Origin of the sequence: Hymenobacter ruricola (assembly GCF_015694525.1) — a bacterium.
GTDB classification, from domain to species: domain Bacteria; phylum Bacteroidota; class Bacteroidia; order Cytophagales; family Hymenobacteraceae; genus Hymenobacter; species Hymenobacter ruricola.
This window is the reverse complement of sequence record NZ_JADQDM010000002.1, coordinates 620116-642556: the sequence shown is the minus strand read 5'-3', so window position 1 is coordinate 642556 and position 22441 is coordinate 620116. Positions and strand designations below refer to the sequence as shown.

Here is a 22441-nt window from a genome sequence, read left to right as displayed (position 1 = left end):
CCCGCAGCAGCCATGACTGAAGAAACGCCCGTTCCGGCTCCGGCCGGGAACCCCCAGGAGCCCCTGCGTCCCGAAGCCGAAGTGCTGGCCGAAGCCCGGCGCCGCTCGCGCCGCTCGTTTATTGGCCTCGGGCTGGCGGGCCTGGCGGGCCTGGCCGGCTGGAACTGGCTCATTTCTCAGCCCACCGAGCAGGGCATTCCGCGCCCCCTGCGCAAGGTGCTCGATGCCAACGGCCGCCTCAGCGGCGCTTATTTCAAGGAAACGCGCCTTGCGCCGGAGTTTGCCCGCAGCCGCGCCCGCCGGCCCCGCGTGAACGGCGACGTGGGCCTGGAATCAGAGTTGGACCCGGCCGCCTGGCGCCTGCGCGTGCAGGCCTACGGCTCCAATACACTTCAGGAATTCACCTTGGCCGACGTCCAGACCCTGCCCAAAATCGAGATGACCACCGAGCTCAAGTGCATCGAAGGCTGGAGCATTGTGGTGCACTGGGCCGGCGCACGGCTGTCCGATTTTTTGGCGAAACACCCGCTGGCGTCCCGCGCCGGCCGTCCAGCCGACCCGCAAAACCCGTCGGCCGACCTGGCACCCTACGTGGGCATTGAAACGCCCGACGGCCTCTATTATGTGGGCCTCGACATGGCCAGCGCCCTGCACCCGCAAACGCTGCTGTGCTACGAAATGAACGGCCAGCCCCTCACGCCCGAGCACGGCGCGCCGCTCCGCCTCGTCACCCCGCTCAAATACGGCATCAAGCATCTCAAGCGCATCGGCACCATCGCCTTCGCCGACGCCCGCCCGCGCGACTACTGGGCCGAGCTGGGCTACGACTGGGACTCGGGGCACTGACGCTTTGCTTGATGAGGAATTGAGAATGAGGAATGAAGAATTGTCGTTGGGCTAATTCTTCATTCCTCATTTTTCATGAAGTGCAGTGTCTAGTGCACTATCCGCAACTCGTAGCGCTCGGGAGTGCCGGGCACGTGCCAGGCGCCCACGCGGCTGGGGCCGTAGCCGAGGTTCACTTTCAGCCATTCGTCGCGCGTGGGCAGCATGGCGATGATTTCCTGCTCCATGCGGGTTAGGTTCTGGCGGAGCTGCTCCGGGTTCTGGGCGGGTTCGCCCGGCGGGTTGGCTTTCTGCGCCACGAGGGCGCGCTGTAGGGCTTTTTCGGTTTCCAGGTACGCATCCACTTTTTCTTCCAGCGGAACGAGGGCAGGGTCAAGGTAATCGAGGTTGGAAGCCATGAAGGGGAAGCTTGATAAGGACAGGGTTGGGAGCAAAAACGGGCCAATGGGCCCAAAAGATACAGCCGTAGCCGCTGGCGGCTCAGGCAGCCGGAGCGTGGGGGCCGCTGGCGGGCCGGTTGCGCTGGCACTTTTCGCCGCAGTATTTCACCTCGGCCCAACTGTTGCGCCACTTTTTTCGGTACTCGAAGGGCCGGCCGCAGGTGAGGCAGATTTTGGTGGGCAGCTGGCCTTTGCGCAGTTTGGCGGGAAGCATGGGGCGGGGAAATACGGGCGAATGCCAATCAAACGCCCGGCACGCCCGCGAAGTTTTGGGTACTTTTCGGCGCCAAAGCCGTAAGGCACCCGGCGACGGTTTCGGCGCCGCGGCCGCTACCGGGCCATTTCTTCTGTATGACCACCACCTCTGCTCCCGACATTCTGGGCCACGCCCTGCTCGACTACCACCGCGGCCAGGCCAGCGCCACCGTCACGGTGCACTGCAGCGCGGCCGACGACGAGCCCCTGCCCGCCGCCTACTTCTTCCGCACCGTGCTCCAGATGCCCGAGCTGGAACGCCAGGCCCTCGACGAAAGCCGCGGCCGCGTGCTCGACCTCGGCGCCGGCGCCGGCTGCCACAGCCTGGAGTTGCAAAGCCGCGGCTTCGACGTGAAAGCCGTGGACGTCTCGGCTGGCGCCGCGCAGGTGATGACCGAGCGCGGCGTGCGGGAGGTGGCGCGCCACGACTTGTTTGCGCCTCGGGCGCCCGCTGAGCTGCCCTACGACACCATTCTGCTGCTCATGAACGGCCTCGGGCTGACGGGCACGCTCGAAGGCCTCGACAAGTTCCTGGCCCACGCCAAAACCCTGTTGGCGCCCGACGGCCAGATTCTGGCCACTTCCTCCGACGTCCGCTACCTGTACGAGGACGAAGACGGCGCCCTGCGCATCAACCTCAACGGCCCGTACTACGGCGAAGTGCAGTACACCCTGAGCTACAAGGGCCAAGACGGCGAGCCCTTCCCGTGGCTCTTCATCGACGCGGCCCTGCTCAACGACGCCGCCGAAGCCGCCGGCTACACGGCCGATTTCATTGGCGAAGACGACAACGAACAATACCTCGTGCGCCTGACGCCGCAAGGCGTTTCATCTCCTCAAATCAACTAACTCACTTTGGACAACGCCATTACCTACCGCACCCGCTGGGCCGACATGGACCCCAACGGCCACATGCGCCACTCCGCCTACGCCGATTTTGCCGCCGACCAGCGCGTGGTGCTCCTCTCGCAATGGGGCTTCGACATCAAGCGCTTCGGCGAACTGCGCATCGGCCCCATTCTGTTTCGGGAAGAAACCAAATTCCTGAAAGAAGTGCACATCGGCGAAGAAATCCGCGTCGACAGCCAGCTGGCCGCCGTCAACGAAGACGGCTCGCGCTGGAGCATCGTGCACCGCATTTTCAAAGCCGATGGCCGCCTGGCCGCCACCGTGGCCGTGGACGGCGCCTGGCTCGACCTCGACCGCCGCAAGCTCACCGTGCCGCCCGCCGAGCTGGCCGCGGCCTTCGCCTCGATGCCGCGCTACGAAGCCCCGGCCCCCAAGGGCTAGGCCGCGGCCGGCGCCGGCCGCAGAACTTTGGTGATGCGCCCCAGCTGCTGCTGGTGGTGCAACAGGTGGTCGAGCAGAAACTCCATGACCTGACTGATGGTGATGCGCCCCGAGCGCGGGTGCGGGAAAATGGCGCGGTTCATCAGCCGGCCCGGAAACTCGTTGAGCAGGCGCTCCAGCCCGCGGCGCGTGGCTTCCCAGGTGCGGCGCAGCTCGGGCAGCGTGGGCAGATTACCGGCGTCGGTGATGGTGGCCACGCCGCGCGGCGCCTTGTATTTGAAGCCCGGCAGCCGCAACAGCAGGCGCACGAAGCGGGCCCGCAGCCGCGTGAACAAGCTCACTTTGGGCAGCATTTCCTCGGCGTGCAGCTTTTTCTGGATGTACTGCAGAATGTTGCCTTCGATGAAAAGCAAGTGGTGCACCACCTGCGTAGCCGACCAGTGCCCGGGCGCCGGTGCCGTGCCGGCGTCGGCGCCCAGCGCTTCGGCCGTGGCCAGCAGGCGCTCGGTGGCGCGCTCCAGTTGTTCAAATTTGAGGTGCAGCCGGTGGTTCATGAAAATGAAGATTGAGGGGTGGGAGAGGGCAGAAGGTACGAGAACTTTCGGGTTGGGTAGGCGAAGCGGCGCACTCACTGCGGCAAAGGCCTCTTTGAGAGGCAGGAAATACTAAGCGTCAAAGCAAAAACACTAGCCCCACTTTTCTGCCGATGTGGCTACTGCACCGGCGCCAGCCCACGCGCCACGAGCACCCGATTGAGCGGCGTGCGCGGGCGCAGCAAGGGGCGCAGGGCCGCGTAGGAAATAATAATGGTGGTGGAGCCCATGACGTGCGGGCCAATGTTGGCATCCAGCAGCAGGCCTTCGGGCGTGAGGCCGAAAGATTCTTCCAGGTCCACGGATTCCAACAGTTCGGCGGGAGCTTGCGGGTCGTTGTTCCATTCCTCGATGTCTGTACGATACCTACTGTTCATGTAGCGCAGGGCCAGGCGCCGCAGGGCCGGCTCGCGGCCGGGCCGCAACAAGCTGGCCAGCGTGATGCGCCGGCCGGTGCGCAGGTCGCAGCTGAATGACTCGAACAGGTTTAGCGGGTGAGCGGACCCGGCCATGAAGTCGCTCACGGCCTTGCTGTAGCTCAAGATGTCGTAGTCGTTCAGGTCCAGGCCAAAGCCGTAATCCTCGATGTTGCAGATGCCGGCCTCGCCTTCCTCAAACGCCTGCCGCAGCTGGGCCCGCACCTGCGCCGGGCGGCTGGGCAGGGCGCGCTGCAGCTCGGGCCGCTGAGCAGCGCTTCCCAACAGCTGCACGTATTTCCGGTAATAGCTGCCCGTGAACTGGCCCGGCGTGCCCCGGTCGCCAAGCTCGGCCACCACCGGCCGCCCATACATGGTGGCCGAACGGATGGCCAGCGGCACCGCCCCGCGATAGTCTTCGCGGAGCGTGAAGCGGCGGGCGGGCTGGCCGGCGGTCGTCACGGTGCCCGTCAGCCAGGGGCCCAGCGGCTGCCGCATCTGCCAGTGCTCAGCCGAGTCGGTTTCGGAATACAGTTGCAGGCGCAGGGGACGACGCAGATTAAAATCCGGGTGCGAAAACGCCATCGTTTTTCCACTGCGGGCGTCGTAGCACCTGCCAAAAAGCTGGGGCTCGCGTTGGTCGGCGTATTCGCTGCCCATGCATATTTCCATCACCACCGGCCGCGCTCCCAGCCGCCCCACGTAGCGTCGATACGTTGTAGTGCTCCCGGGCAGCAGGCGGTAGGGCGGTTTGCCGTCCTCAACCCGGAGCTTGATGGGCGCCGGCGCCGGTTCGGCCGCTGAGGCGGGCGGTGCGGTAGTCGTTGCAGTATCGGCTTGAGGCCGCTGGGTGCTGTCTGGAGCCGGCACAGAGGTAGCCCCCGGCGCTTGGCTGGGGCGTGAGTCGCAGCCACTCAGCGCCGGCAGGCACCCACCGACGAGCAACGCAGCCCAAAAGCAGGTCAACGTTCGGGTTGAGCGAAAAGGGGAAGCAGCGTGCATAACGTAAATGGACATTCCCACGCCTGTGAGCAATAAAAAAGCCTGCGCTGGGGCAGGCTTTTTTGAGAGCAAGACTTAAGAATTGCTTAGGCTTTGGCGTAGGTCACTTCCTTCACGGCTTTCACCACGCGGGCCACGTTGGGCAGCGAGGCTTCGATGAGGGTAGGCGCGTAGGGCAGCGGCACGTCGGCGCAGGTGATGCGGATGACGGGCGCGTCGAGGAAATCGAAGGCGCGGCGCTGCACGATGTAGGCCAGCTCGCTGGAGATGCTGGCCAGCGGCCAGGCTTCTTCGATGACCACCATGCGGTTGGTTTTCTTCACCGAGGCCACGAGGGTGTCGTAGTCAATCGGCCGCACCGAGCGCAGGTCGATGACTTCGGCTTCGATGCCTTCCTTGGCCAGCTCATCGGCGGCGGCGTAGGCAATTTTCATCATTTTGCCGAAGCTCACCAGCGTCACGTGCTGGCCCTGGCGCACCACGTTGGCCTTGCCAATTTCAAGCAGGTACTCTTCTTCGGGCACTTCGCCCTTGTCACCATACATCAGCTCCGACTCCATGAAAATGACCGGGTCGGGGTCGCGGATGGCCGATTTCAGCAAGCCCTTGGCGTCGTAGGGGTTCGAGGGCACCACCACTTTCAGGCCGGGCGTGTTGGCGTACCAGTTCTCAAAGTTCTGCGAGTGCTGGCTGCTGAGCATGCCGGCGTTGCCCGTCGGGCCGCGGAACACGATGGGGCAGGAGTACTGGCCGCCCGACATGGAATACAGCTTGGCGGCCGAGTTAATTACCTGGTCGATGGCCACCAGCGAGAAGTTGAAGGTCATGAACTCGATGACCGGAATCAGGCCGTTGGCGGCGGCGCCCACGCCGATGCCGGCAAAACCCAGTTCGGCAATCGGGGTATCAATCACCCGCTCGGGCCCGAATTCATCGAGCATGCCCTGGCTCACTTTGTAGGCACCGTTGTACTGGGCCACTTCTTCGCCCATGAGGAACACCCGCGGGTCGCGGCGCATTTCCTCGGACAGGGCCTCGCGCAAGGCCTCACGAAATTGAATTTGACGCATCTGTTCAGCTAAGTAAAAAACGGCCCAATGCCGTCTGACAAAGCTACGACGGCCCCGGCGCCCGGGCAAAAACTACTTCAACGACTCCCGAAATACCTTGCCCTGGGCATAATCCTGAAACTCCAGGTCTTCCACGGCGCGCTGGGCGTAGGCACGGTCCAGGGCTACAGCTTGTTTGAGCAGTTGGCCCATTTCGGCCTCGTTTTTCTGGCGGGCGGCCACCACGGCCATGCCGTAGACGGGCGCGGCGGCTGCGGGGCGCAGGGTTTGGGCGAGGCGGTACTGCTCCAGGGCCAGGTCGTAGCCCTCGCGCCCCACCAGAATCAGGCCTTTGTTAAGGGCGTTCTGGTAGGAGGGACCGGCGTATTGCAGGCTGCGCAGGGCCTCATCGGGCTGGCCCACTTCAATTTCCAGCGCCGCGCGGTCGGAGAACACCTTGCGCAGCAGCGGGCGCGGGCCGCCCAGCTTGATGGCGTAATCGTAGTTCTGCAGGGCTTCGAGGCGGTCGCCGGCCCGGTGGTAGGCCGTGGCGGCGTGGTAGAAGAACTCGGCCGTGGGGTTGCGGTGGGCCGCCAGCGTGAAATTGACGGCCGCGCGGTGGTAATACGCTTTCTGGGTTTTGGGAGTGGGCTCCTTTTCGCCGCGCTGCAGCAGCACCACGCCCAGGTTGTGGAAGGCTTCCCAGCTGTTGGGGTTGTTGGCGGCGGCCACTTCGTAGATGCGCTGCTTTTCGGCCAGCAGGGGCGTGAGCGTGGCCGAGTAGCGCAACTCCTCGGGCGTAAGGGCATCGGCTTCGACCTGCTTTTCCACTATTTTCTTCGACAGCAGGTACACTTCCGAATCGTAGCGCTTGGGGGCAGTGTAGGTCACGGCCACGGTGCCGAAGCGCAGCACCGGGTAGATGTACTGCTCGATGTAGTCGAAGTAGGAAAGCTGGTGCAGGGCCTTTTCTTTCTGCTCGAACGTGCCCTTCGTGTCGTTGATGATGGACACCACCGAATCCATCTGCTCAGGCTTGAGGGCCGAGGACGTGACCTTGCCCAGGAAAGTGTCCCACTTGCGTACGTAGGCCAGGGTGTCGTAGCGAATGTTCTCGTTCTTATTGAGGTACGAGAAGGTTTTCACCCGCTGCTTGTAGTAGTACAGCAGCATGCGCACGCGCTTGCTGGCCAGGGCCCGGTTGTGGGCGTCGGTCGAGTCGGGCGAGTGGCCGGCAATGATGAGCACCTGCCGGGTGTGCTGGTTGGCGTCGATGAGGTCTTCCAGGGCCTGCACGTTGGTGCCCAGGTAGCCGCGGATAAACCACTTGTCCTCATCGAAGTAGAAGGGCAGCACGCGGGTGCCGCTCATGGTATTGCTGGCGTGCTCGGGCAGCAGCGTCAGCACGGTGTCTTCGCGGGTGACGAGGCGGGCGGGGTCGGCGATGCCGCGGGCCACCAGCAGGTCGGCGTTGGCGCGCAGCACTTTGCCGTTTTTCTTCAGCTCGCGCACCTGGCCACGGGCCAGCAGCTCGCCGGGGTTGCGGCCGGGCGTGTTGGGAATGCTGAACTTCTGGGTGGCCACCAGCTGGCCCTTGTGCTCGTCGTCGTACACAAAATTGCCCACCGCGAAGGTGAGGCGGCCGAGGGTGTCTTCGCGCAGGCCGTGCTCGTAGCGGTAGCGCAGCAGCAGCTCGTAGGCCACGCCTTTGTGCAGGTGGCTGGCCGGCACGCGGGCTGTTACCTCAAACGGGACGGCCTCGCCCGAGGCCAGCAGCGGGGTGGGGCGGGCCGCCACGGTGCGCCCGGCTTCGGCCTGCTTCAGCACGCGCGGCAGGGCGCAGGCCGAGAGCAACAGCGGGGCCGCCAGCAGCCCGTGGGCCATTGGCCGCAAAAATTTACTCATCAAGATGGTGCAACGGGGAAACGAAAACCTGCCCTTTCAACGTAAAAGACCCAAAATTAGTCAAACGGGAATGGGCGAAATTACACGGCCGGGCTTGCCCCCGCGCCGCCGAAGCCCTATCTTAGCCCAGACAATCCGTATTTCGCCAGTCCCTACCGCCCATGAAACGCTTCACCGACTACCTCGAAACCCAATCGTTTGGGTTGTGTTCGGCCCTGGCCCAGAAGTGGGGGTTCAGCACGCGTAGCGTGCGGCTGTCGTTCGTGTACGCCTCGTTTTTCACGTTTGGTTCGCCCATTGTGCTCTATTTCGCGGGGGCTTTTTGGATGAACGTGCGCAGGGCCATGCGCCAGCAGCGCAGCACCGTGTGGGACTTGTAGGCAGGCCCTCCGCACCGGCCAACGCTTTTTAGAGGACTGTTGAGCGACTGGCTTACTCCTCGGCGTCGTATTTCTTGGCCTCCCGGTTCAGCTCTTGCTGTTTGGCTTGTTTGTGGCGCTTTTCCTCGCCGTTTTTGGGCTTGCGCTTTTTCACCTTTTTGGTTTTATCGCGGTGCTTGACGTGCTTGGTCGAATGCTCTTTCTTTTTGGTGAGGGCGCGGTTGGCGTGGCCAAAGCGGTGGAACCCCTGCGCCGACGCCGGGGCCAGTGAGGTTAGGACCAGCAGCGTGCCAGCCAGCAGCAGGAGAAGGGCTTTTTGCATCGGTAAGCAAAACGGGAAGACGGCGGCGCAACGGCTACGCAACGGCCGCCAAATATAGCCCCGGCCGAATGAAGACCTTATTTGATGCCTAAATCGGAAAACCGCCGCTTGCCCCGGGCAAAGTAGGCCCACACCAGGCTGCCGTTGTACACGCCCTGGCGCTCGGCCACGCGCAGGTGCGGCCGGGCCGCCTGCCGCCGCTTGCGCCAGTAGCCCAGCTTGCCGTAGAAGCTGAAGTGAGCCCGCAGCACCGCGCGGAAATTGCCGAACTCGCCGCCCAGCAGAAATTTCATGCCGGCCACGCCGTCCAGCACCAGCCGCTGCCACATGGCCCAGAACACCTCGCCGGGCGCGGCGTTTTTGTAGAGCAGCGTCAGGCCGTTGCGGAAGTTGAGGTAGGTTTTGCGCGGGTTGGTTTTGGGCAGGGTGCCGCCGCCCACGTGGTGCACCGCGCTGCCGCCGTGGTACCACACCTCGTGGCCCGCGTTCTGCAGGCGCCAGCAGAAGTCAATTTCCTCCATGTGCGCGAAAAAGGCCGGTTCCAGGCCGCCCAGGGCCTGCCAGGCGCTGCGGCGCACCAGCAGGCAGGCGCCGCTGGCCCAGGCCACGGGGCGCGGGTCGTCGTACTGGCCGTGGTCTTTTTCGAGGGTGTCGAACAGCCGGCCGCGGCAGAAGGGGTAGGCCAGCCGGTCGAGGTAGCCGCCGCCGCCGCCGGCGTACTCGAAGTACGTGGGGTCGGCGTGGGCGAGGATTTTGGGCTGCACGGCGGCGATGCGCGGGCCGGCTTCGAGCAGGGCGCGCAGCGGGCGCAGCCAGCCCAGGGTCACCTCCACGTCGGAGTTCAGCAGCACAAAAAAGTCGCTGTCGACCTGGGCCAGGGCCTGGTTGTAGCCCTCGCAGAAGCCAAAGTTGCGTTCCAGCAGCAGCAGCTCCACCAGCGGAAACTCGCGCGACATCACCTCCACCGAGTCATCGGTCGAGGCGTTGTCGGCCACGATGACGCGGGCGCCGTCGGCGTGGGTGAGCACGCCGGGCAGAAAGCGGCGCAGGAAGCCCGCGCCGTTCCAGTTCAGGATGACAATGGCCACGTCGGCGCAGGCGCCGACCGCGGCGGGCCTAGGCGCCAAAGCCACTCAGGTCGAGGCCGGGCACGTTGGGCATCAGGCCGCTGGTTTTGCGTTGGAGCTCTTGGCGGGCCAGCTCGGCGGCTTCGTCCAGGGCTTTGTTGACGGCGGCCACCACGAGGTCGGCCAGCATGTCGCGGTCCTGCGGGGTGAGCAGGCTCTCGTCGATTTCGAGCTTGAGCACCTTGCGGTGGCCGCTAGCCGTGGCGCGCACCAGGCCGCCGCCGGCCTCGCCCGTGGCGGTGAGGTGTTGAATTTCCTGCTGGGCCTGCTGCATCTTGTCTTGCAGCTCTTTCACTTTGCCCATCATGCCGGTCAGGTCGAATGCCATGGTATCAGTTAACAGTTTTTGTATTAGCAGGAACAAGCCAAAGCCCAAAAGTGGGCGACTTGCTTCCTCAAAGACGCCGGAAATGGCCCCAGGGTTCGCAGCGGCTAGGGCTTACTTCAAAATCGTGACCGAGCCCGAGGCCGTGAAGGGCGTGCCGTCCGCGTTGTCTTGCCGGAAGCGCCACACGTAGGTGCCCAGCACCGGCGCGTGCCCCTGAATGCGCCCGTCCCACACGTCGGCGCGTTGCGAGCCGCGGAAAACCTCTTGGCCGTTGCGGTCCACTATCACAAAGGTGTAGTCCTTCAAGTACTTGCCCTTCACTTCCAGCACGTCGTTCAGCCCGTCGCCGTTGGGCGTGAAGGCCGTGGGAATGGTGAGAAACAGCGGCCGCATGACGGTGGCCACGTTGGAGTAGCTCACCGCGCTGGCGGGCAGCCCCGCCCCGCTGATTTGGAGGCGGTAGCGCAGCACCTGCTCGTCGGTGGGCGGGCCGAGGTCGGTGTAACTGCCGCCGCTCACCGGCACCGGGTTGGGCAGCACGCTGAAATCGGGGCCGAGGCGCTGGAGCACGTAGGTGGCCGGCGCGGTGGGGTCGGGGCCGGTGAAGGCGGACCAGGTCAGGGCCGTGGTGGTGCCGGCGGCATCGGTGGGCCGGGCCGCGAGCAGGGCGGGGCAGGTGCTGGGGCTCTCGGCCGAGGCGTTGCCGCACACGTCCACCACCCGCACCGAGTAGCAGGGCGGCGCCTTCCGCAGCTCCGTCAGGGCCGAAGAATCACGTTGTGGCCGCAGCGTGGTGGCGGTGCCGTAATCGGCGGGGGCGTTGGCGCCCGCCGTGCGGCGGTAAAACAGGGTGCTGCCCTTGCCCAGCGGCGGGCTGGCCAGCAACGGCGTCAGCTCCACCACGTTGCGCACGTTGAAGCTGGCCAGCAGCAGCGGCCGGGCCGGCGGCAGTGTCGAAGCCGTGAGAATGGTCACTTCGTTGGAAACCGACTTGCCGCCGTCGGGGTAGGTAGCCGTCACCACGTAGCGGTAGCTGGTGCCGCATTCGCCGGTGGCGTCTTCCAGCCCGCCCCCGCCCGCAATGGGCGTGAACCCTGGCAGGTTGTTGCCATCGCGCGTGACGGTGTAGGTGGTGCCCGGGCTGCCGCCGTCGTCAAACAGCAATTGGTTGCTGTTTTGGGTCGACGTGCCCCGTAGGCTGAGCGGGTAGCGCAGCGGCGAAAACGCGGAATCGAGGTGGCAGGGGTCGGTGCGGCGCACGCGGTAGCCGCCGGCCACGGCGCCAGTCAGCGTGAAGCTGCTGGCGTTGGCGGGCAGGCTGGCTACCGTGGCAAAGCCGCCGGGCACGCTGGCATCGGTCCGCTGCAGGGTGTAGAGGTAGCCGGTGGGCAACTGCCCAATGGCCAGCGTGGCCGTGCCGCCGGGCAGGGGCGCCAGCAGGGTCAGGGTGGTGAAAAGTGGCGTTTGGGGTGGCGGCAGCGGCGCAATGTTTTGCGTGGCCGGTAGGCTTTCGCAAATGTTGGGCGCCGTGTAATGACCGGTTACCGTCACGGACGTAGCCCCGCCGGGCACCGGCACCACCGCCCGGCGCTGGCCCGGCGCCAGGTTCACCGGCGGATTGGTCCCAAATTGCACCGAGTAGAAGTCGTAGGTGAGGTCGGTAATGGTAATCAGCGCGTTGCTGCTGGGGCAGGGCGCCACGGTGAAGGCGGGCGCCACGTTGTCGTAGACCTGGTAGTTACGGATATAGTAGGTAGAGCCGCCTGGCGCAGTGGGGTCGGCGGTGGCCAGCTCCGAAACAGTAACTGGTCCTACATCAGCCCGGGTGGGGGTATACACGAAAGTGGCGGCATTCGGCGAGGTAGATGGTTTGCAACCGGGAAAAACAGTGCTTACTCCGGGCCGCACGCCATAATACAGCTCGGTGGGGAGAATATTGCGGCCGCAGGCCAGCACGAAGCGCACCGGCTTGCCCACGCAAAAAGAGGTAACCACTTGGCCGCTAACGTTGTCTACTGCATCGAACGTGCAGGCGGGCTGGTTTGGCGAAGGGCATACCTGGGCACGGGCGGCAGCGGCCACCCCCAGCCACAGGGTCAGGAGCAAGAAATAGCGGTTCACCAGCTTCATAAACAGCACTCGTAACGCAAAAGGCAGCGGCTTAGCGCCCGGGGCGCGCAAAATTCAGGCCGCGCTTGGCGCCAAAGCCGCGCTGCCGCTTTTCCTTTGAAAGCGCAGCCGGCGCCTTATTGCCAGTCAAACTTACGGACGAAGGCCGCGGCTTTGTGCAAATCGGGGTACAGCACCCGGTCGCGGGCCACAAAGTTGACTTCTTTGCCAAAGGCCTCCACCACCCGCTCCAGCTCAGCCGAAGTGCGGCCGGGGCGGCGGAAGGCCAGCGCCTGCACGGCCGTGAGCAGCTCAATGCCGAGCACCTGCTCCACGTTGTCGAGCACGCGGCGGCTCTTGGTGGCGGCGTTGGCGCCCATGCTCACGTGGTCTTCCTGGCCGTTGCTGCTCACGATGCTGTCGACCGACGCGGGCGTGCAGAGCTGCTTGTTCTGGCTCACGATGCCGGCGGCGGTGTACTGCGGAATCATCAGGCCGGAGTTCAGGCCCGGCTCGGCCACCAGGTAGGTGGGCAGGCCGCGCTGCCCGGAAATGAGCTGGTAGGTGCGGCGCTCCGAGATGCTGCCCAGCTCGGCCACGGCCACGGCCAGGTGGTCGAGGGCCAGGGCCAGGGGCTGGCCGTGGAAATTGCCGCCGCTTAGTATCAGGTCTTCGTCGGGGAAGATGTTGGGGTTGTCGGTCACGGAGTTGCACTCGGTTTCCACCACCTGGGCCACGTAGGCCAGGGCATCGCGCGAGGCGCCGTGCACCTGCGGCTGGCAGCGGAAAGAGTAGGGGTCCTGCACGGCGTGGCGCGGCTGGGTTTGCAGCTCCGAGCCGGCCAGCAGCTCGCGCAGGCGGCGGGCCACCGTCACCTGCCCGGCGTGCGGCCGGATGCGGTGCAGGTTCTCGTTGAACGGGTCGGTACAGCCCCCGAAGGCTTCGGTGGAAAGCGCGCCGATGACATCGGCCGCACTGACCAGCTGCTGGGCGCGCAGCACGCCTTCCACGGCGTAGGCCAGCATGAACTGCGTGCCGTTGAGCAGCGCCAGGCCTTCCTTAGCTTGCAGCGCAATGGGCTCCCAGCTAAACAGGCTCATGGCGTCGGCCGCCGCCAGTCGGTATCCTTGATAATTCACTTCGCCCAGACCCAGCAGGGGCAGGCACAGATGGGCCAAGGGAGCCAAATCGCCGGAGGCACCCAGGCTGCCTTGCTCGTAGACCACGGGCAGGATTTCGCGGTTGTACATGGCCACGAGGCGCTCGGCGGTGGCCACCTGCACGCCGCTGTGCCCGTAGCTCAGGCTTTGAGCCTTGAGGAAAAGCATGAGGCGCACCAGGTGCTGGGGCACTTCGGCGCCGGTGCCGCAGGCGTGCGACATCATCAGGTTCACCTGCAGCTGGGCGCGCTCCTCGGGCGCAATGCCCACATTATATAAGGAGCCGAAGCCGGTGTTGATGCCGTAAATCGGCTTGTCGTCGTGCGAGAGGCGCTGGTGCAGGTAGGCGTGGCAGGCGGCAATTTGGGCTTTGGCGTCGTTGCCGAGCTGCACGGGGTGGCCGTCGGCCAGCACGGTGGCCAGCGCGGCCAGGGTGAGGGGCTGCGCGGACGAGATGGTATGGGTGGGCATTAAAAGAAGGGGTGAGGGGCGGTTGGGGGTGGCTGCAAAAATAGAATCATTTCCCCGGCAAGCGTGAAGGTCGCCTGCGCCGGCCATCGACCAGCCACCTGGTGCGGTCGATAAACGACAGAACAGGTCGTTAATCCATCGCGCTGCGGCGTCGCCTTTGCCCGCGCACGGCTGGGCTATTAAGCTGGCAGCGCCTGATAGAGGCGGGTAGTTTTAGACAGTTATCAGGGCCGCACCGTCTGCTTCTAACGCATGATTTCCAACTTCATTCTCGTTCAAACCCCATGCAACACACTCCTGAAATAGCTGCACCCTTCAAGCCCGTTGCTGCCTGGCTGCTGCTTCTGCTCCTATTACTGGGCTCCATGGCTTGCTCCGACTCGAAAACGGACACGCCGGCCAACCCTTCGGCGCCGGCCGCGTCGTACCGGGCCGATGTTGCCCAGTCGTGGCTCAACCTGCAGTTGGAACTCGTCCGCACCACGCAGGCGGGGCCGCTTAATATTTTTGGCCGGCCCTTCGGCTACTCCGGCGTCGCGGGCTGCGAAGCCGTGGTGCCGGGCATCGCAGGAGCTACGTCCTTAGCTGGCCAGCTCAACGGCCTGAATGGCCTGCCCGTGGCCGACAAGACGCTGGCCTATAACTGGGCCCTAAGCGCCAATGCGGCCCTGGCGACCATTAACCGGGGGATATTCCCCAATGCTTCGGCGGCCAACAAAGCCACGATTGATTCGCTGGAAACCGCCAACGTGGCTGCTTACCAGAACGGCGCGGATGCTGCCTCGCAAGCCCGCTCCATTGACTTTGGTAAGAAAGTCGGGGCGGCCGTTTTAGAATGGTCGCGCACCGATGGGTACGACAATGCCACCGCTTACACCCCGCCCACTGGCCCCGGCCTGTGGGTGCCCACGGCTGCGTGCAGTTTGGGACAGGCGTGCGCTCTTACACTTCGTTTGAGCAGACCGGAACGGAGGCAGGGATTTCGCGCCTGTACGGCGGCATCCACTACCGGGCTTCCTGCGAAAAGGCGGGGGCCAGGGCAGGGCAGCACGCCGTAGAGTAAGGAGCAGGTAGCAGCAGAATCAGTGAGTCGCGCAGGGCCACGTGCCAGTCGGTGGTCGAGTGCAGGCCGTAGAGAAACAGCCACGTCATCAGCACCGTGCGCACGAGCCAGAACAGGCCGTGCCGCAGCCAGCGCCGCTCGTCAATTGCCCGCATAGCGGCGGCCACCGCCGGGTTTGCTATCTGTGCCATGCCGATTAGGGGTGGGTGTGACCGCAGGTAGATATATTGGCCTGCAACCGGGCAAAGAGTTCGCAATCTGATTTTTATACCAACGACTTACTGCCGTCGACCAACAACTAGGTTGGTCGCTGGTCCGCGCACCGATGCTGTGTTGCAGCAGGGTGCGGGCACTGAGCGATAAAGCCAGCGGCGCCGGGGCGGCCCCTGCACCTTTGGCAGCAACTTGCATTGCACAGCCAACGGCAAGTATGAAGCGGAAATTGAACTAGCTTGGCTATAAAAGAAAAACATACAGTATTACCTATATTGCATCCGCCTATCACAAGGCGCCTTTCCCTTAGCCTTCCATCCTTTCCTGCCATGAAAACTACTCGACTACCATTTTCTTCAGCCTCCCGCCTGGGTGCACTTTGCGCATTCCTGATGCTACTAGCCGGGCCCGGCCGCGCGCAATTCCCCACCACGCCTACGCAAACCGCATATGTGTGCAACGCGCCCGGCAACCAGCAGGGCGTGCAGGCCTTTGCCGACGGGGCCGGCGGGGCCTACGCGCTGTGGATTGACCGGCGCGCGGGCAGCCAGAGTGGCCCCGGCACGGCGCTCTACGCGCAACACCTCGACGCAGCCGGCAACCCGCTGCTGCCCGCCAACGGCCTGCGCCTGTTTCAAACCAAGGGGCGCGAAATCTGGGGCCTGAAAGCCATTCCGTGGAACAGCGGCCTGCTGGTGGCTTGGGTGCAGGGCGCCTTCACCATTGGCGGCGACAGCGTGCGCTGCCAGTTTTACGACGCCGCGGGCACCCCGCAGTGGGCCCAGCCGGCCCTGATTGCCCGCCGCAACACTGCGGCTACGCCCAGTGTCATCTTTGTTTCCGAAAATGGCCTGAACATCATTCCCACCAGCACGGGTGCCATCATCACGCACGACCTGGCCATTGGCGGGAACAGCGCCCGCTTCACCTTCAACGAGGTGAGCTCCACGGGGGCCGTGCGCTGGGCTCTCAATACCAACCAAGTTGAGGTGGTCTCGCCCAGTAACTATCCGCTGCCCAACTACCGCACGGTCAGCGACGGCGCCAACGGCTTCTACCTGGTTGCCCACAGCTCGTACTCCATTGGCATACAGGTCCAACGCTTTCAAAGCACTGGTGCGGTGTGGAGCGCCAATAGAGTGCTTTCAGCCGACGGGCCGGCGGGCCGGGGCGATGGCACCCCACAGCCCGTGCTCGACCCGGCGGGCAACCTCTACGTGGCCTGGACCTCGTTCGACGGCGACCCGCTGGTATCGAAAATATTGCCCACCGGCGCGCTGGGATGGCCCGGCCCCGGCTACGTGAACTTGTGCCCCTTCGCCTCGCGCCAAGCCAACCCGCACGCCATCTGGCACGACAACGCCCTGTGGATGGTGTGGGAAGACAACCGGTTGGGAACAACCAGCTACAGCTGCTACGCCCAGAAGATAGACGCGGCCGGTAACCTGGCCTGGAGCCCCGACGGAGCGCCCGTGTACAACCAAGCGGCGCAGTACCTGCGCCCGCGCCTGGCGCCGTCCGACAACGGCTCGGTGATGGCCTTCTACCGGACCAACACTGCTTTCCAGGCCCAGAAGCTGCTGCCAACGGGCGCGGCCGCATTCGCCGTCAATGGGGTGGTGCTGAACTCTTTGGTGAATGACCAGCCGGCCACGCTGGATGCCACGTCGGTGTATCTGGATTTCGCGCCGGTGAGTCAGCCCAACGGCTCGGTACAGGCATACTGGTCGTCGGGGGGCGTAGCTGGCTCAGGCCTGAACCGGGATATCCTCACCGCACGGGTGCAAAGCTCGGGCTCGCTGCTCGGCGTGGCCGAGCGCGCCGCTGCAGCCGCCGGCTTCGAGGTGTACCCCAACCCGGCCACTTCGGCGCTGACGTTGCGCCTGCCGGCTGGAGCTACGGCAACGAATATGCGCCTGTGCGATGCGCAAGGACGGATTGTGCGCACCTATGCGGATGTTTCGGGGGTGTCGGTGCGCGGGCTGCCGGCGGGGCTGTACGTGTTGCGGGCCACGCTGGCCGGGCACGCAGTCAGCCGCCGGGTGATGGTGGAATAGCGGAAAACACAAAGCCCGGCATAGCCAGCGCCGCCGAAGCATCCAGTGAGCCTGCACACTCCAATGTTACCATAGTTGCCTCACGCACCATAACTTAGCTAGGCTTTATATGCGCAGAACGTGCGATGTAAGGGGGGCTTTTATTCAAAAATAATCTAGTTACGTCATGCTGCAACTCACTACTCTTGCTCTTCGCTGCTTCAATCTGAAGCAAGTTGCTTTACGCTGGGCCTCCCGGTGGTTGTCCTGCTGCTGGCTACTAGTCGTGCTACTAGCCGCACCGGCCCGCGCCCAATTTGCCACCACCCCCAGCCCGACCAAGTTCGTGTGCAACGCTGCTGGCAACCAACTGGCCGTGCAGGCCTTTGCCGACGGGGCGGGCGGCTCCTTCAGCGTCTGGATTGACCAGCGCAACGGCAACCGCACCGGCCTGGGCACCGGCATCTACGCCCAGCACCTCGACGCCAACGGCAACGCCCTGCTGCCCGTCAACGGCCTGCGCCTGTTCCAGACCGGCAGCCGAGAAATATTCGGCCTGCGCGCCATTCCCTGGCAGAGCGGCCTGCTGGTGGCCTGGGTGCAGGGCGCCTTCGGGGTGGGCGGCGACACGGTGCGCTGCCAGTACTACAACACGGCCGGCGTGGCGCAGTGGGCCACGCCCACCGTGGTTGCGGCCCGGGTGCTGCCCGACGTTATTTACGAAAGCGAGCAGGGGCTTAACATCATCCCCACCAGCACCGGCGCCACCATCACCCACGCGCTGGCCCTGAACGGCGGCAGCGCCCGCTTCACCTTCAACAAAGTAAGCCTCACCGGGGCCCTGGCTTTTCCCAGCAACGACCGACAAATTCAGGTGGTGCCGCCCAGTGGTTTTGCGCTCGACTACTACCACACCGTGGGCGACGGGGCCGACGGGTTTTACATGGTGGCCAGTTCGGGTGGGCTGGGGGCCGAAATCTATGCCCAGCGCTTCGGGCCTGCGGGCACAAGCATCTGGGCCAACTACACCATCGTTTCGGCTGGGGGCGCTTTAGGCCGCGGTTCCGACTGGCAATTGCTCACCGACCCGGCCAACAACCTCTACGTGGCCTACACCTCGAACGGGGGCGACCCGCTGGTGTCGAAAGTGCTGCCCAGTGGCGCGCTGGGCTGGCCGTCCCCCGGCTACGTGGCCCTGAGCACCGACCCCGCGTTCCAAACCAATCCCAATGCCATCTGGCACAACAACGCGCTGTGGATGATATGGGAAGACGCCCGCGGCGGCAGTGGCAACTTCGATTATAAGTGCTACGCCCAGAAAATTGACGCCGCCGGCACCCTGGCCTGGGCCGCCAACGGCGTGGCCGTCTACCCGCTGTCGGCCGGGGCCCCGCGCCCCAAGCTGGCGCCTTCCGACAACGGCTCGGTGATGGCCTTTTATACCACGGATACCAACGGCGCCAACTTCCGGACCCAGAAACTCCTGCCCTCGGGCGCCCTGGCCTTCACCGCGCCCGGCGTCATTCTGCATGAGGTGGCCGACAACAAACCCTACGAGCTCGACTACGTGCCCGTGGGCCAGCCCAACGGCTCGGTGCAGGTGTACTGGTCGTCGCCGGGCGCGGCTACCACCGGGCGCGACATCGCCGTGGGCCGCATGCAGAGCTCCGGGTCCCTGCTCAGCGCCACGGAACGTGCCGCCGCGGCGCTGGGCTTGGAGGTGTTTCCCAACCCCGCCGCTTCAGATGTGCAGCTGCGTTTGCCCGGCGGAAAACGCCTGACCGACTTGCGGCTGGTTGATGCGCAAGGCCGTCTGGTGCGGACGTTTGCCGATGGCGCGGCGTCGCTGTCGGTGCGCGGGCTGCCGGCGGGGCTGTACGTGCTGCGCGGCACCGTGGCCGGGCAAGAGGTAAGCCGCCGCGTGGCGGTGGAGTAATGCTACCACAGCCCCCGTGCCGCCAGCATGCGGGCCAGTGGGGTGCCGGGGCGCACCAGCGGGCGTAACTCACAGTAGGGAATGAGAACAGGGCAAGGAATAGAATACACCTTGGTTTCCGGCCCCAGCACCGACACTATATCCTCCGGCAGATAGCTGCCTTCCAGTCCCGCGCCCGTCAACACCAGGCCGCTGAAGCTTACATCGTCAGGAGTGGGGAGGTCGAGCAATCGCTCGGACTTAACGGATTGGCCGGGCGCGGCCGGCTCCTTACCAAAATCACGCCGCAGGTGGCTGGTGAGCAGGCGCCGCAGCATTGGCTCGTAGCCGGACTGCAGCTGGCTGGCCAGCGTTATGCGGTGGCCGGTGGCTAGGTCGAGCAGTCCGTTTTCGAAGCCGTTATGCCGTCCGCCACCAATGGAATACAACTCATAAAAATTTTGATAGCTAAGCAGGTTAAAGTCGTTGAGGCGTACACTTAAATAGTATGAGGTATCGCCGTTTCGCTCGAAAGCAGCCAGCAACTGGCGCTTGCGAGCGGACAGGGTAGGCACTTGCAAGTGCCGCCTCCCAAGGCTCAAGGTGTCGCGCAGGTGCAGGTAGTCGCGGGTGAGACTTGAGGAGTAACAGGTGAGGCCCGGCTCGCGGCCGCTGACGGTCAGCGTCTGGATATCGTAGCGGGCGCCCTGGCGATAGTCTTCTCGCAGGGCAAAAGACTGACGCCGGCCGGCTGAATCGAGCCAGACACCGCGCAGCACTAAGCCCGGCACCTGCCACAAGCGCCAGGTACCGAAATCCTGGTCCCGTGGCCCGTCCACGTAGCGCACGGAAAGGCGAAAAGGCCCCTGGCGGCCGCCGTAATTGTGTAGCTGGTATTCCGGCCCGCCCCGCCAGCGGTAGAAGCGGCCGGTTATCGAGTCCGGCCGCGCCCAGCCTAGCTCGGCGGTAACACGCTCCCCGCCTAGCGTGCCGGTATAGCGATGAAACACCGGGCCCGTGGCTAGGCGACCAAAGCGTGGCGGCTGGGGCGGGCAGCCCGGGGGACCGGCCTTGGGGGCCTCCGCTTCCATGGCAGCTTGGCGTTCGCCGGTGCAAGGCGGCAACTGGGCAGTTGCCATTGCAATTGGTGGCGCCGGTTTTGTTGGCGTGCGGGCCGCTTGTTCGTGCGGCTGGTCGGGCTGACAGCTAATTAAAGCAGTCGCAATAAGTAAGCCGCCGGCCCGTTGCCAGCCCGCGCCGGTCCGTTTCATTACTCCGCCGTGAGGGCCGCCACCACTTCGCCCATAGGCAGCACACGCTCCACGCCGGTTCGCATGATTTTGATTTTCACCACGCCGGCCGCGGCTTCCTCGGGGCCCATGATGATGACCAGGGGAATGCCCTTGGCGTCGGCGTACTTGAACTGCTTTTGCAGCTTGCTGGCGTCGGGGTAAAGCTCGCTCGGAATACCGGCGGCACGCAGTTCGGCCAGCAGGGGCAGCGCGGCCCGGCCGCTGGCCACGTCGAAGTGGGTGATAAGGCAGCGGGTGGGCGTTTCGGCCGTCACGGTGAACAAATCCAGCGCTTCGAGGCAGTCGTAGAGCCTATCAACGCCAAACGAGAAGCCCACGCCCGACACGCCCGGCAGCCCGAAGGAGCCCGTGAGGTTGTCGTAGCGCCCGCCGCCGCTCACGCTGCCCATCTGCACGTTGTTGATTTTGACTTCGAAAATGCAGCCCGTGTAGTAGGAGAGGCCCCGCGCCAGCGTGGGGTCAAACTCCAGCCGGTCGAACTGCCGGAAGCCGGACGCCCGCAGCAGGTCCAGCACTTCGGCCAGCTCGGTGAGGCCCCGGTAGTTGGCCAGCGGTTCGGGCGAGTCGGCTTCCACATCGGGAGTGCTGGGGCGCACGCCGTCGGGCTCCACGCCGGCCGTCACGAAGCCCGCCAGCAGCCGCTGCAGCTTCTCTTCGTAGGTTCCCTCCACCGTCAGCAGCTCAAAAAGCGTTTCGACGGTACCTGCCGAGAAGCCGCGTTCCAGCAGCTCCTTGCTCACGCCGTCGCGGCCGATTTTATCGAGCTTGTCGATGGCCACGAACAAATCCGTCTCGCGCCCTTCGCCGCCCAGCGCCTGGTAGATGTTGCGCAGCACGCCGCGGTGGTTGATTTTAATGGTGAAATCATCCAGCCCCAGGCCGTTGAGCACCTGGGCCATCATCAGCACAATTTCGGCTTCGCAGAGCAGCGAGTCGGTGCCTACCACGTCAGCGTCGCACTGGTAAAACTCGCGGTAGCGGCCGCGCTGGGGTCGGTCGGCGCGCCACACGGGCTGCATCTGGTAGCGCTTGAAGGGGAAGGTGAGCGTGCCGCGGTTCATGGCCACGTAGCGAGCAAAGGGCACGGTGAGGTCGTAGCGCAGGCCTTTTTCGGCTACTTTGGGCAGCAGGGCTTTGGAGCCGGTGGCCAGGTCTTCGGCCGTCACTTCCTTGGCAAAATCGCCGGAATTCAGCACTTTGAACAGCAGCTGGTCGCCCTCGTCGCCGTACTTGCCGGTGAGCACCGACAGGTTCTCCAGCGTCGGCGTTTCGAGCGGGGCGTAGCCAAACGACTCAAACGTGCGGCGGATGACGTTGAAAATGTGCTGGCGGCGCGCCACCTGCGCGGGGCCAAAATCGCGGGTGCCTTTGGGAATACTGGGTTTTTGCATAACGGGGCAAAGGTAGGGGCGGGGCTTGTCCCCACCCGGCGTCTAGCTCAAACAACGCATGTCACAAAAATAACAAGTGATATAAAGTTGTGACATCGGCAGTCACAAATAGGACGTTGACAAAAAAATAAGTGACAAATATTGTCACTTATTTTATAAAATTATCGTTATGTGTGACAAAATCCAGAAGCTACTTATGCGGTACAGTGATTCTATTGTGCGGGAGGTCCGCATCTATTTCGGGTTCAGCCAAGCCGATTTGGCAGAGTACCTGGGCATCGACCGCAGTCTCCTGGCCCATGTCGAAGCCGACCGCCGGGCCCTGCCCATGCTGGCCACTTGGCGCCTGCTGCCCCTGTTGGGCTTGATGCCGCAGCATAGTCCCACCCCGGTGGCTCCCTTGCCACCCGACCCCGCCGAAACCACCGCCAACACCCTCGACGAATTGCAATGGCGGCTCAAAACCTGCCAACACGAGGCCAAAAACATCGATTTTTCGCTTCGGCGACAGCTGCCGCAGTTGGAGGCGGCCCGCCGCCGCCGGGCGTTGCCGGGCCAGTTGGCGGCGTTGCCGCCGCGCGCGCCCTTGCCCGGGCTGCCCAATGAGCCCGCTACGCCCAACCTGGCCTGGGCCGCCCGCATGGCCGAAAACGCCGTGGCCGACCTGGGCCGCTTCGGGGTGCCGGCCCGGGCGCTGAGCGAAGCGCGCCTGGCCGGTCTGCAGGCAGAAATTGCGCATTTGGAAAAGGCGTTGAAAGGGTCGAACGACGTAGGGGCGGGGCCTGTCCCTGCCCGTCGTTGAACGATTGCTGCCTGA

Annotated in this window: 22 protein-coding genes; 8 read left to right on the top strand and 14 right to left on the bottom strand. The window is 64.6% G+C overall.

All coding sequences use genetic code 11. The annotated features are described in order from the left end of the window. Positions 1-12 precede the first annotated feature (12 nt). The gene (locus I2H31_RS06860) at positions 13-846 is read left to right on the top strand and encodes a molybdopterin-dependent oxidoreductase (protein ID WP_196292248.1); all 834 of its coding nucleotides are present in this window, start codon (positions 13-15) and stop codon (positions 844-846) included. Positions 847-935: 89 nt separating this feature from the next. Here I2H31_RS06860 and I2H31_RS06855 read toward each other — a convergent pair whose 3' ends face one another. Together I2H31_RS06855 and I2H31_RS06850 are read right to left on the bottom strand one after the other, a co-directional pair. Continuing rightward, positions 936-1244, bottom strand: a complete 309-nt coding sequence (locus tag I2H31_RS06855; protein WP_196292247.1) for a hypothetical protein — start codon at positions 1242-1244, stop codon at positions 936-938. A gap of 82 nt (positions 1245-1326) precedes the next feature. Further along, positions 1327-1500, bottom strand: coding sequence for a DUF2256 domain-containing protein (locus I2H31_RS06850; RefSeq protein ID WP_196292246.1), 174 nt, complete (start codon positions 1498-1500; stop codon positions 1327-1329). Between the two features lie 137 nt (positions 1501-1637). Between I2H31_RS06850 and I2H31_RS06845 the strand changes: the two genes are divergently transcribed. Both I2H31_RS06845 and I2H31_RS06840 read left to right on the top strand, forming a co-directional pair. Further along, the gene (locus I2H31_RS06845) at positions 1638-2390 is read left to right on the top strand and encodes a class I SAM-dependent methyltransferase (RefSeq protein WP_196292245.1); all 753 of its coding nucleotides are present in this window, start codon (positions 1638-1640) and stop codon (positions 2388-2390) included. Between the two features lie 6 nt (positions 2391-2396). Continuing rightward, complete coding sequence (locus tag I2H31_RS06840; RefSeq protein WP_230687515.1) at positions 2397-2831, top strand: thioesterase family protein; 435 nt, start codon at positions 2397-2399, stop codon at positions 2829-2831. Here the strand turns inward: I2H31_RS06840 and I2H31_RS06835 are convergent. The 4 genes from I2H31_RS06835 to I2H31_RS06820 form a co-directional block, all read right to left on the bottom strand. After that, positions 2828-3385 carry a DinB family protein gene (locus I2H31_RS06835; protein ID WP_196292244.1) on the bottom strand — a complete coding sequence of 186 codons (558 nt, stop codon included), beginning with the start codon at positions 3383-3385 and terminating at the stop codon, positions 2828-2830. The genes I2H31_RS06840 and I2H31_RS06835 overlap by 4 nt on opposite strands. A 158-nt stretch (positions 3386-3543) precedes the next feature. Then, the gene (locus I2H31_RS06830) at positions 3544-4710 is read right to left on the bottom strand and encodes an RsiV family protein (RefSeq protein WP_196292243.1); all 1167 of its coding nucleotides are present in this window, start codon (positions 4708-4710) and stop codon (positions 3544-3546) included. A gap of 218 nt (positions 4711-4928) precedes the next feature. Continuing rightward, entirely contained in the window at positions 4929-5912 is a 984-nt protein-coding gene (locus I2H31_RS06825; protein WP_196292242.1) for a pyruvate dehydrogenase complex E1 component subunit beta, read from the bottom strand. Positions 5913-5984: 72 nt separating this feature from the next. Beyond that, positions 5985-7775, bottom strand: a complete 1791-nt coding sequence (locus I2H31_RS06820) for a tetratricopeptide repeat protein (RefSeq protein WP_196292241.1) — start codon at positions 7773-7775, stop codon at positions 5985-5987. Between the two features lie 182 nt (positions 7776-7957). Between I2H31_RS06820 and I2H31_RS06815 the strand changes: the two genes are divergently transcribed. Further along, on the top strand, positions 7958-8176 hold the full coding sequence (locus I2H31_RS06815) for a PspC domain-containing protein (protein WP_046242767.1): 219 nt from the start codon (positions 7958-7960) through the stop codon (positions 8174-8176). Positions 8177-8228: 52 nt separating this feature from the next. On the opposite strand, the gene I2H31_RS06810 is transcribed toward I2H31_RS06815, so the two are convergent. From I2H31_RS06810 to hutH, 5 genes are all read right to left on the bottom strand, one after another. Next, complete coding sequence (locus I2H31_RS06810; RefSeq protein WP_196292240.1) at positions 8229-8498, bottom strand: hypothetical protein; 270 nt, start codon at positions 8496-8498, stop codon at positions 8229-8231. 77 nt (positions 8499-8575) lie between these two features. Next, positions 8576-9625: a glycosyltransferase family 2 protein gene (locus I2H31_RS06805; RefSeq protein WP_230687513.1), complete on the bottom strand. Its 1050-nt coding sequence runs from the start codon at positions 9623-9625 to the stop codon at positions 8576-8578. Next, entirely contained in the window at positions 9615-9953 is a 339-nt protein-coding gene (locus I2H31_RS06800; RefSeq protein ID WP_196292239.1) for a YbaB/EbfC family nucleoid-associated protein, read from the bottom strand. Before I2H31_RS06800 ends, I2H31_RS06805 begins: the two co-directional genes overlap by 11 nt. A 111-nt stretch (positions 9954-10064) precedes the next feature. Beyond that, entirely contained in the window at positions 10065-12083 is a 2019-nt protein-coding gene (locus I2H31_RS25455; protein WP_196292238.1) for a T9SS type B sorting domain-containing protein, read from the bottom strand. A 116-nt stretch (positions 12084-12199) separates the two neighbouring features. Further along, the gene (gene hutH / locus I2H31_RS06790; protein ID WP_196292237.1) at positions 12200-13693 is read right to left on the bottom strand and encodes a histidine ammonia-lyase; all 1494 of its coding nucleotides are present in this window, start codon (positions 13691-13693) and stop codon (positions 12200-12202) included. A 284-nt stretch (positions 13694-13977) separates the two neighbouring features. On the opposite strand from hutH, the gene I2H31_RS06785 reads away from it, so the two are divergent. Continuing rightward, positions 13978-14751: a hypothetical protein gene (locus I2H31_RS06785; protein WP_196292236.1), complete on the top strand. Its 774-nt coding sequence runs from the start codon at positions 13978-13980 to the stop codon at positions 14749-14751. On the opposite strand, the gene I2H31_RS06780 is transcribed toward I2H31_RS06785, so the two are convergent. Then, positions 14699-14947, bottom strand: coding sequence for a hypothetical protein (locus I2H31_RS06780; RefSeq protein WP_196292235.1), 249 nt, complete (start codon positions 14945-14947; stop codon positions 14699-14701). The two genes, I2H31_RS06785 and I2H31_RS06780, sit on opposite strands and share 53 nt — an antisense overlap. A gap of 351 nt (positions 14948-15298) precedes the next feature. On the opposite strand from I2H31_RS06780, the gene I2H31_RS06775 reads away from it, so the two are divergent. Together I2H31_RS06775 and I2H31_RS25625 are read left to right on the top strand one after the other, a co-directional pair. Then, positions 15299-17026 (top strand): T9SS type A sorting domain-containing protein, encoded by a 1728-nt coding sequence (locus I2H31_RS06775; protein WP_196292234.1) that lies wholly within the window; start codon positions 15299-15301, stop codon positions 17024-17026. Between the two features lie 265 nt (positions 17027-17291). Continuing rightward, complete coding sequence (locus I2H31_RS25625; protein ID WP_196292233.1) at positions 17292-18941, top strand: T9SS type A sorting domain-containing protein; 1650 nt, start codon at positions 17292-17294, stop codon at positions 18939-18941. A 2-nt stretch (positions 18942-18943) separates the two neighbouring features. On the opposite strand, the gene I2H31_RS06765 is transcribed toward I2H31_RS25625, so the two are convergent. Together I2H31_RS06765 and hisS are read right to left on the bottom strand one after the other, a co-directional pair. Then, positions 18944-19768, bottom strand: coding sequence for a hypothetical protein (locus I2H31_RS06765; RefSeq protein ID WP_196292232.1), 825 nt, complete (start codon positions 19766-19768; stop codon positions 18944-18946). Between the two features lie 422 nt (positions 19769-20190). Beyond that, positions 20191-21624 (bottom strand): histidine--tRNA ligase, encoded by a 1434-nt coding sequence (hisS, locus tag I2H31_RS06760; protein ID WP_196292231.1) that lies wholly within the window; start codon positions 21622-21624, stop codon positions 20191-20193. Between the two features lie 196 nt (positions 21625-21820). Between hisS and I2H31_RS06755 the strand changes: the two genes are divergently transcribed. Next, positions 21821-22426 carry a helix-turn-helix domain-containing protein gene (locus tag I2H31_RS06755; protein WP_196292230.1) on the top strand — a complete coding sequence of 202 codons (606 nt, stop codon included), beginning with the start codon at positions 21821-21823 and terminating at the stop codon, positions 22424-22426. The last annotated feature ends 15 nt before the right edge of the window (positions 22427-22441 follow it).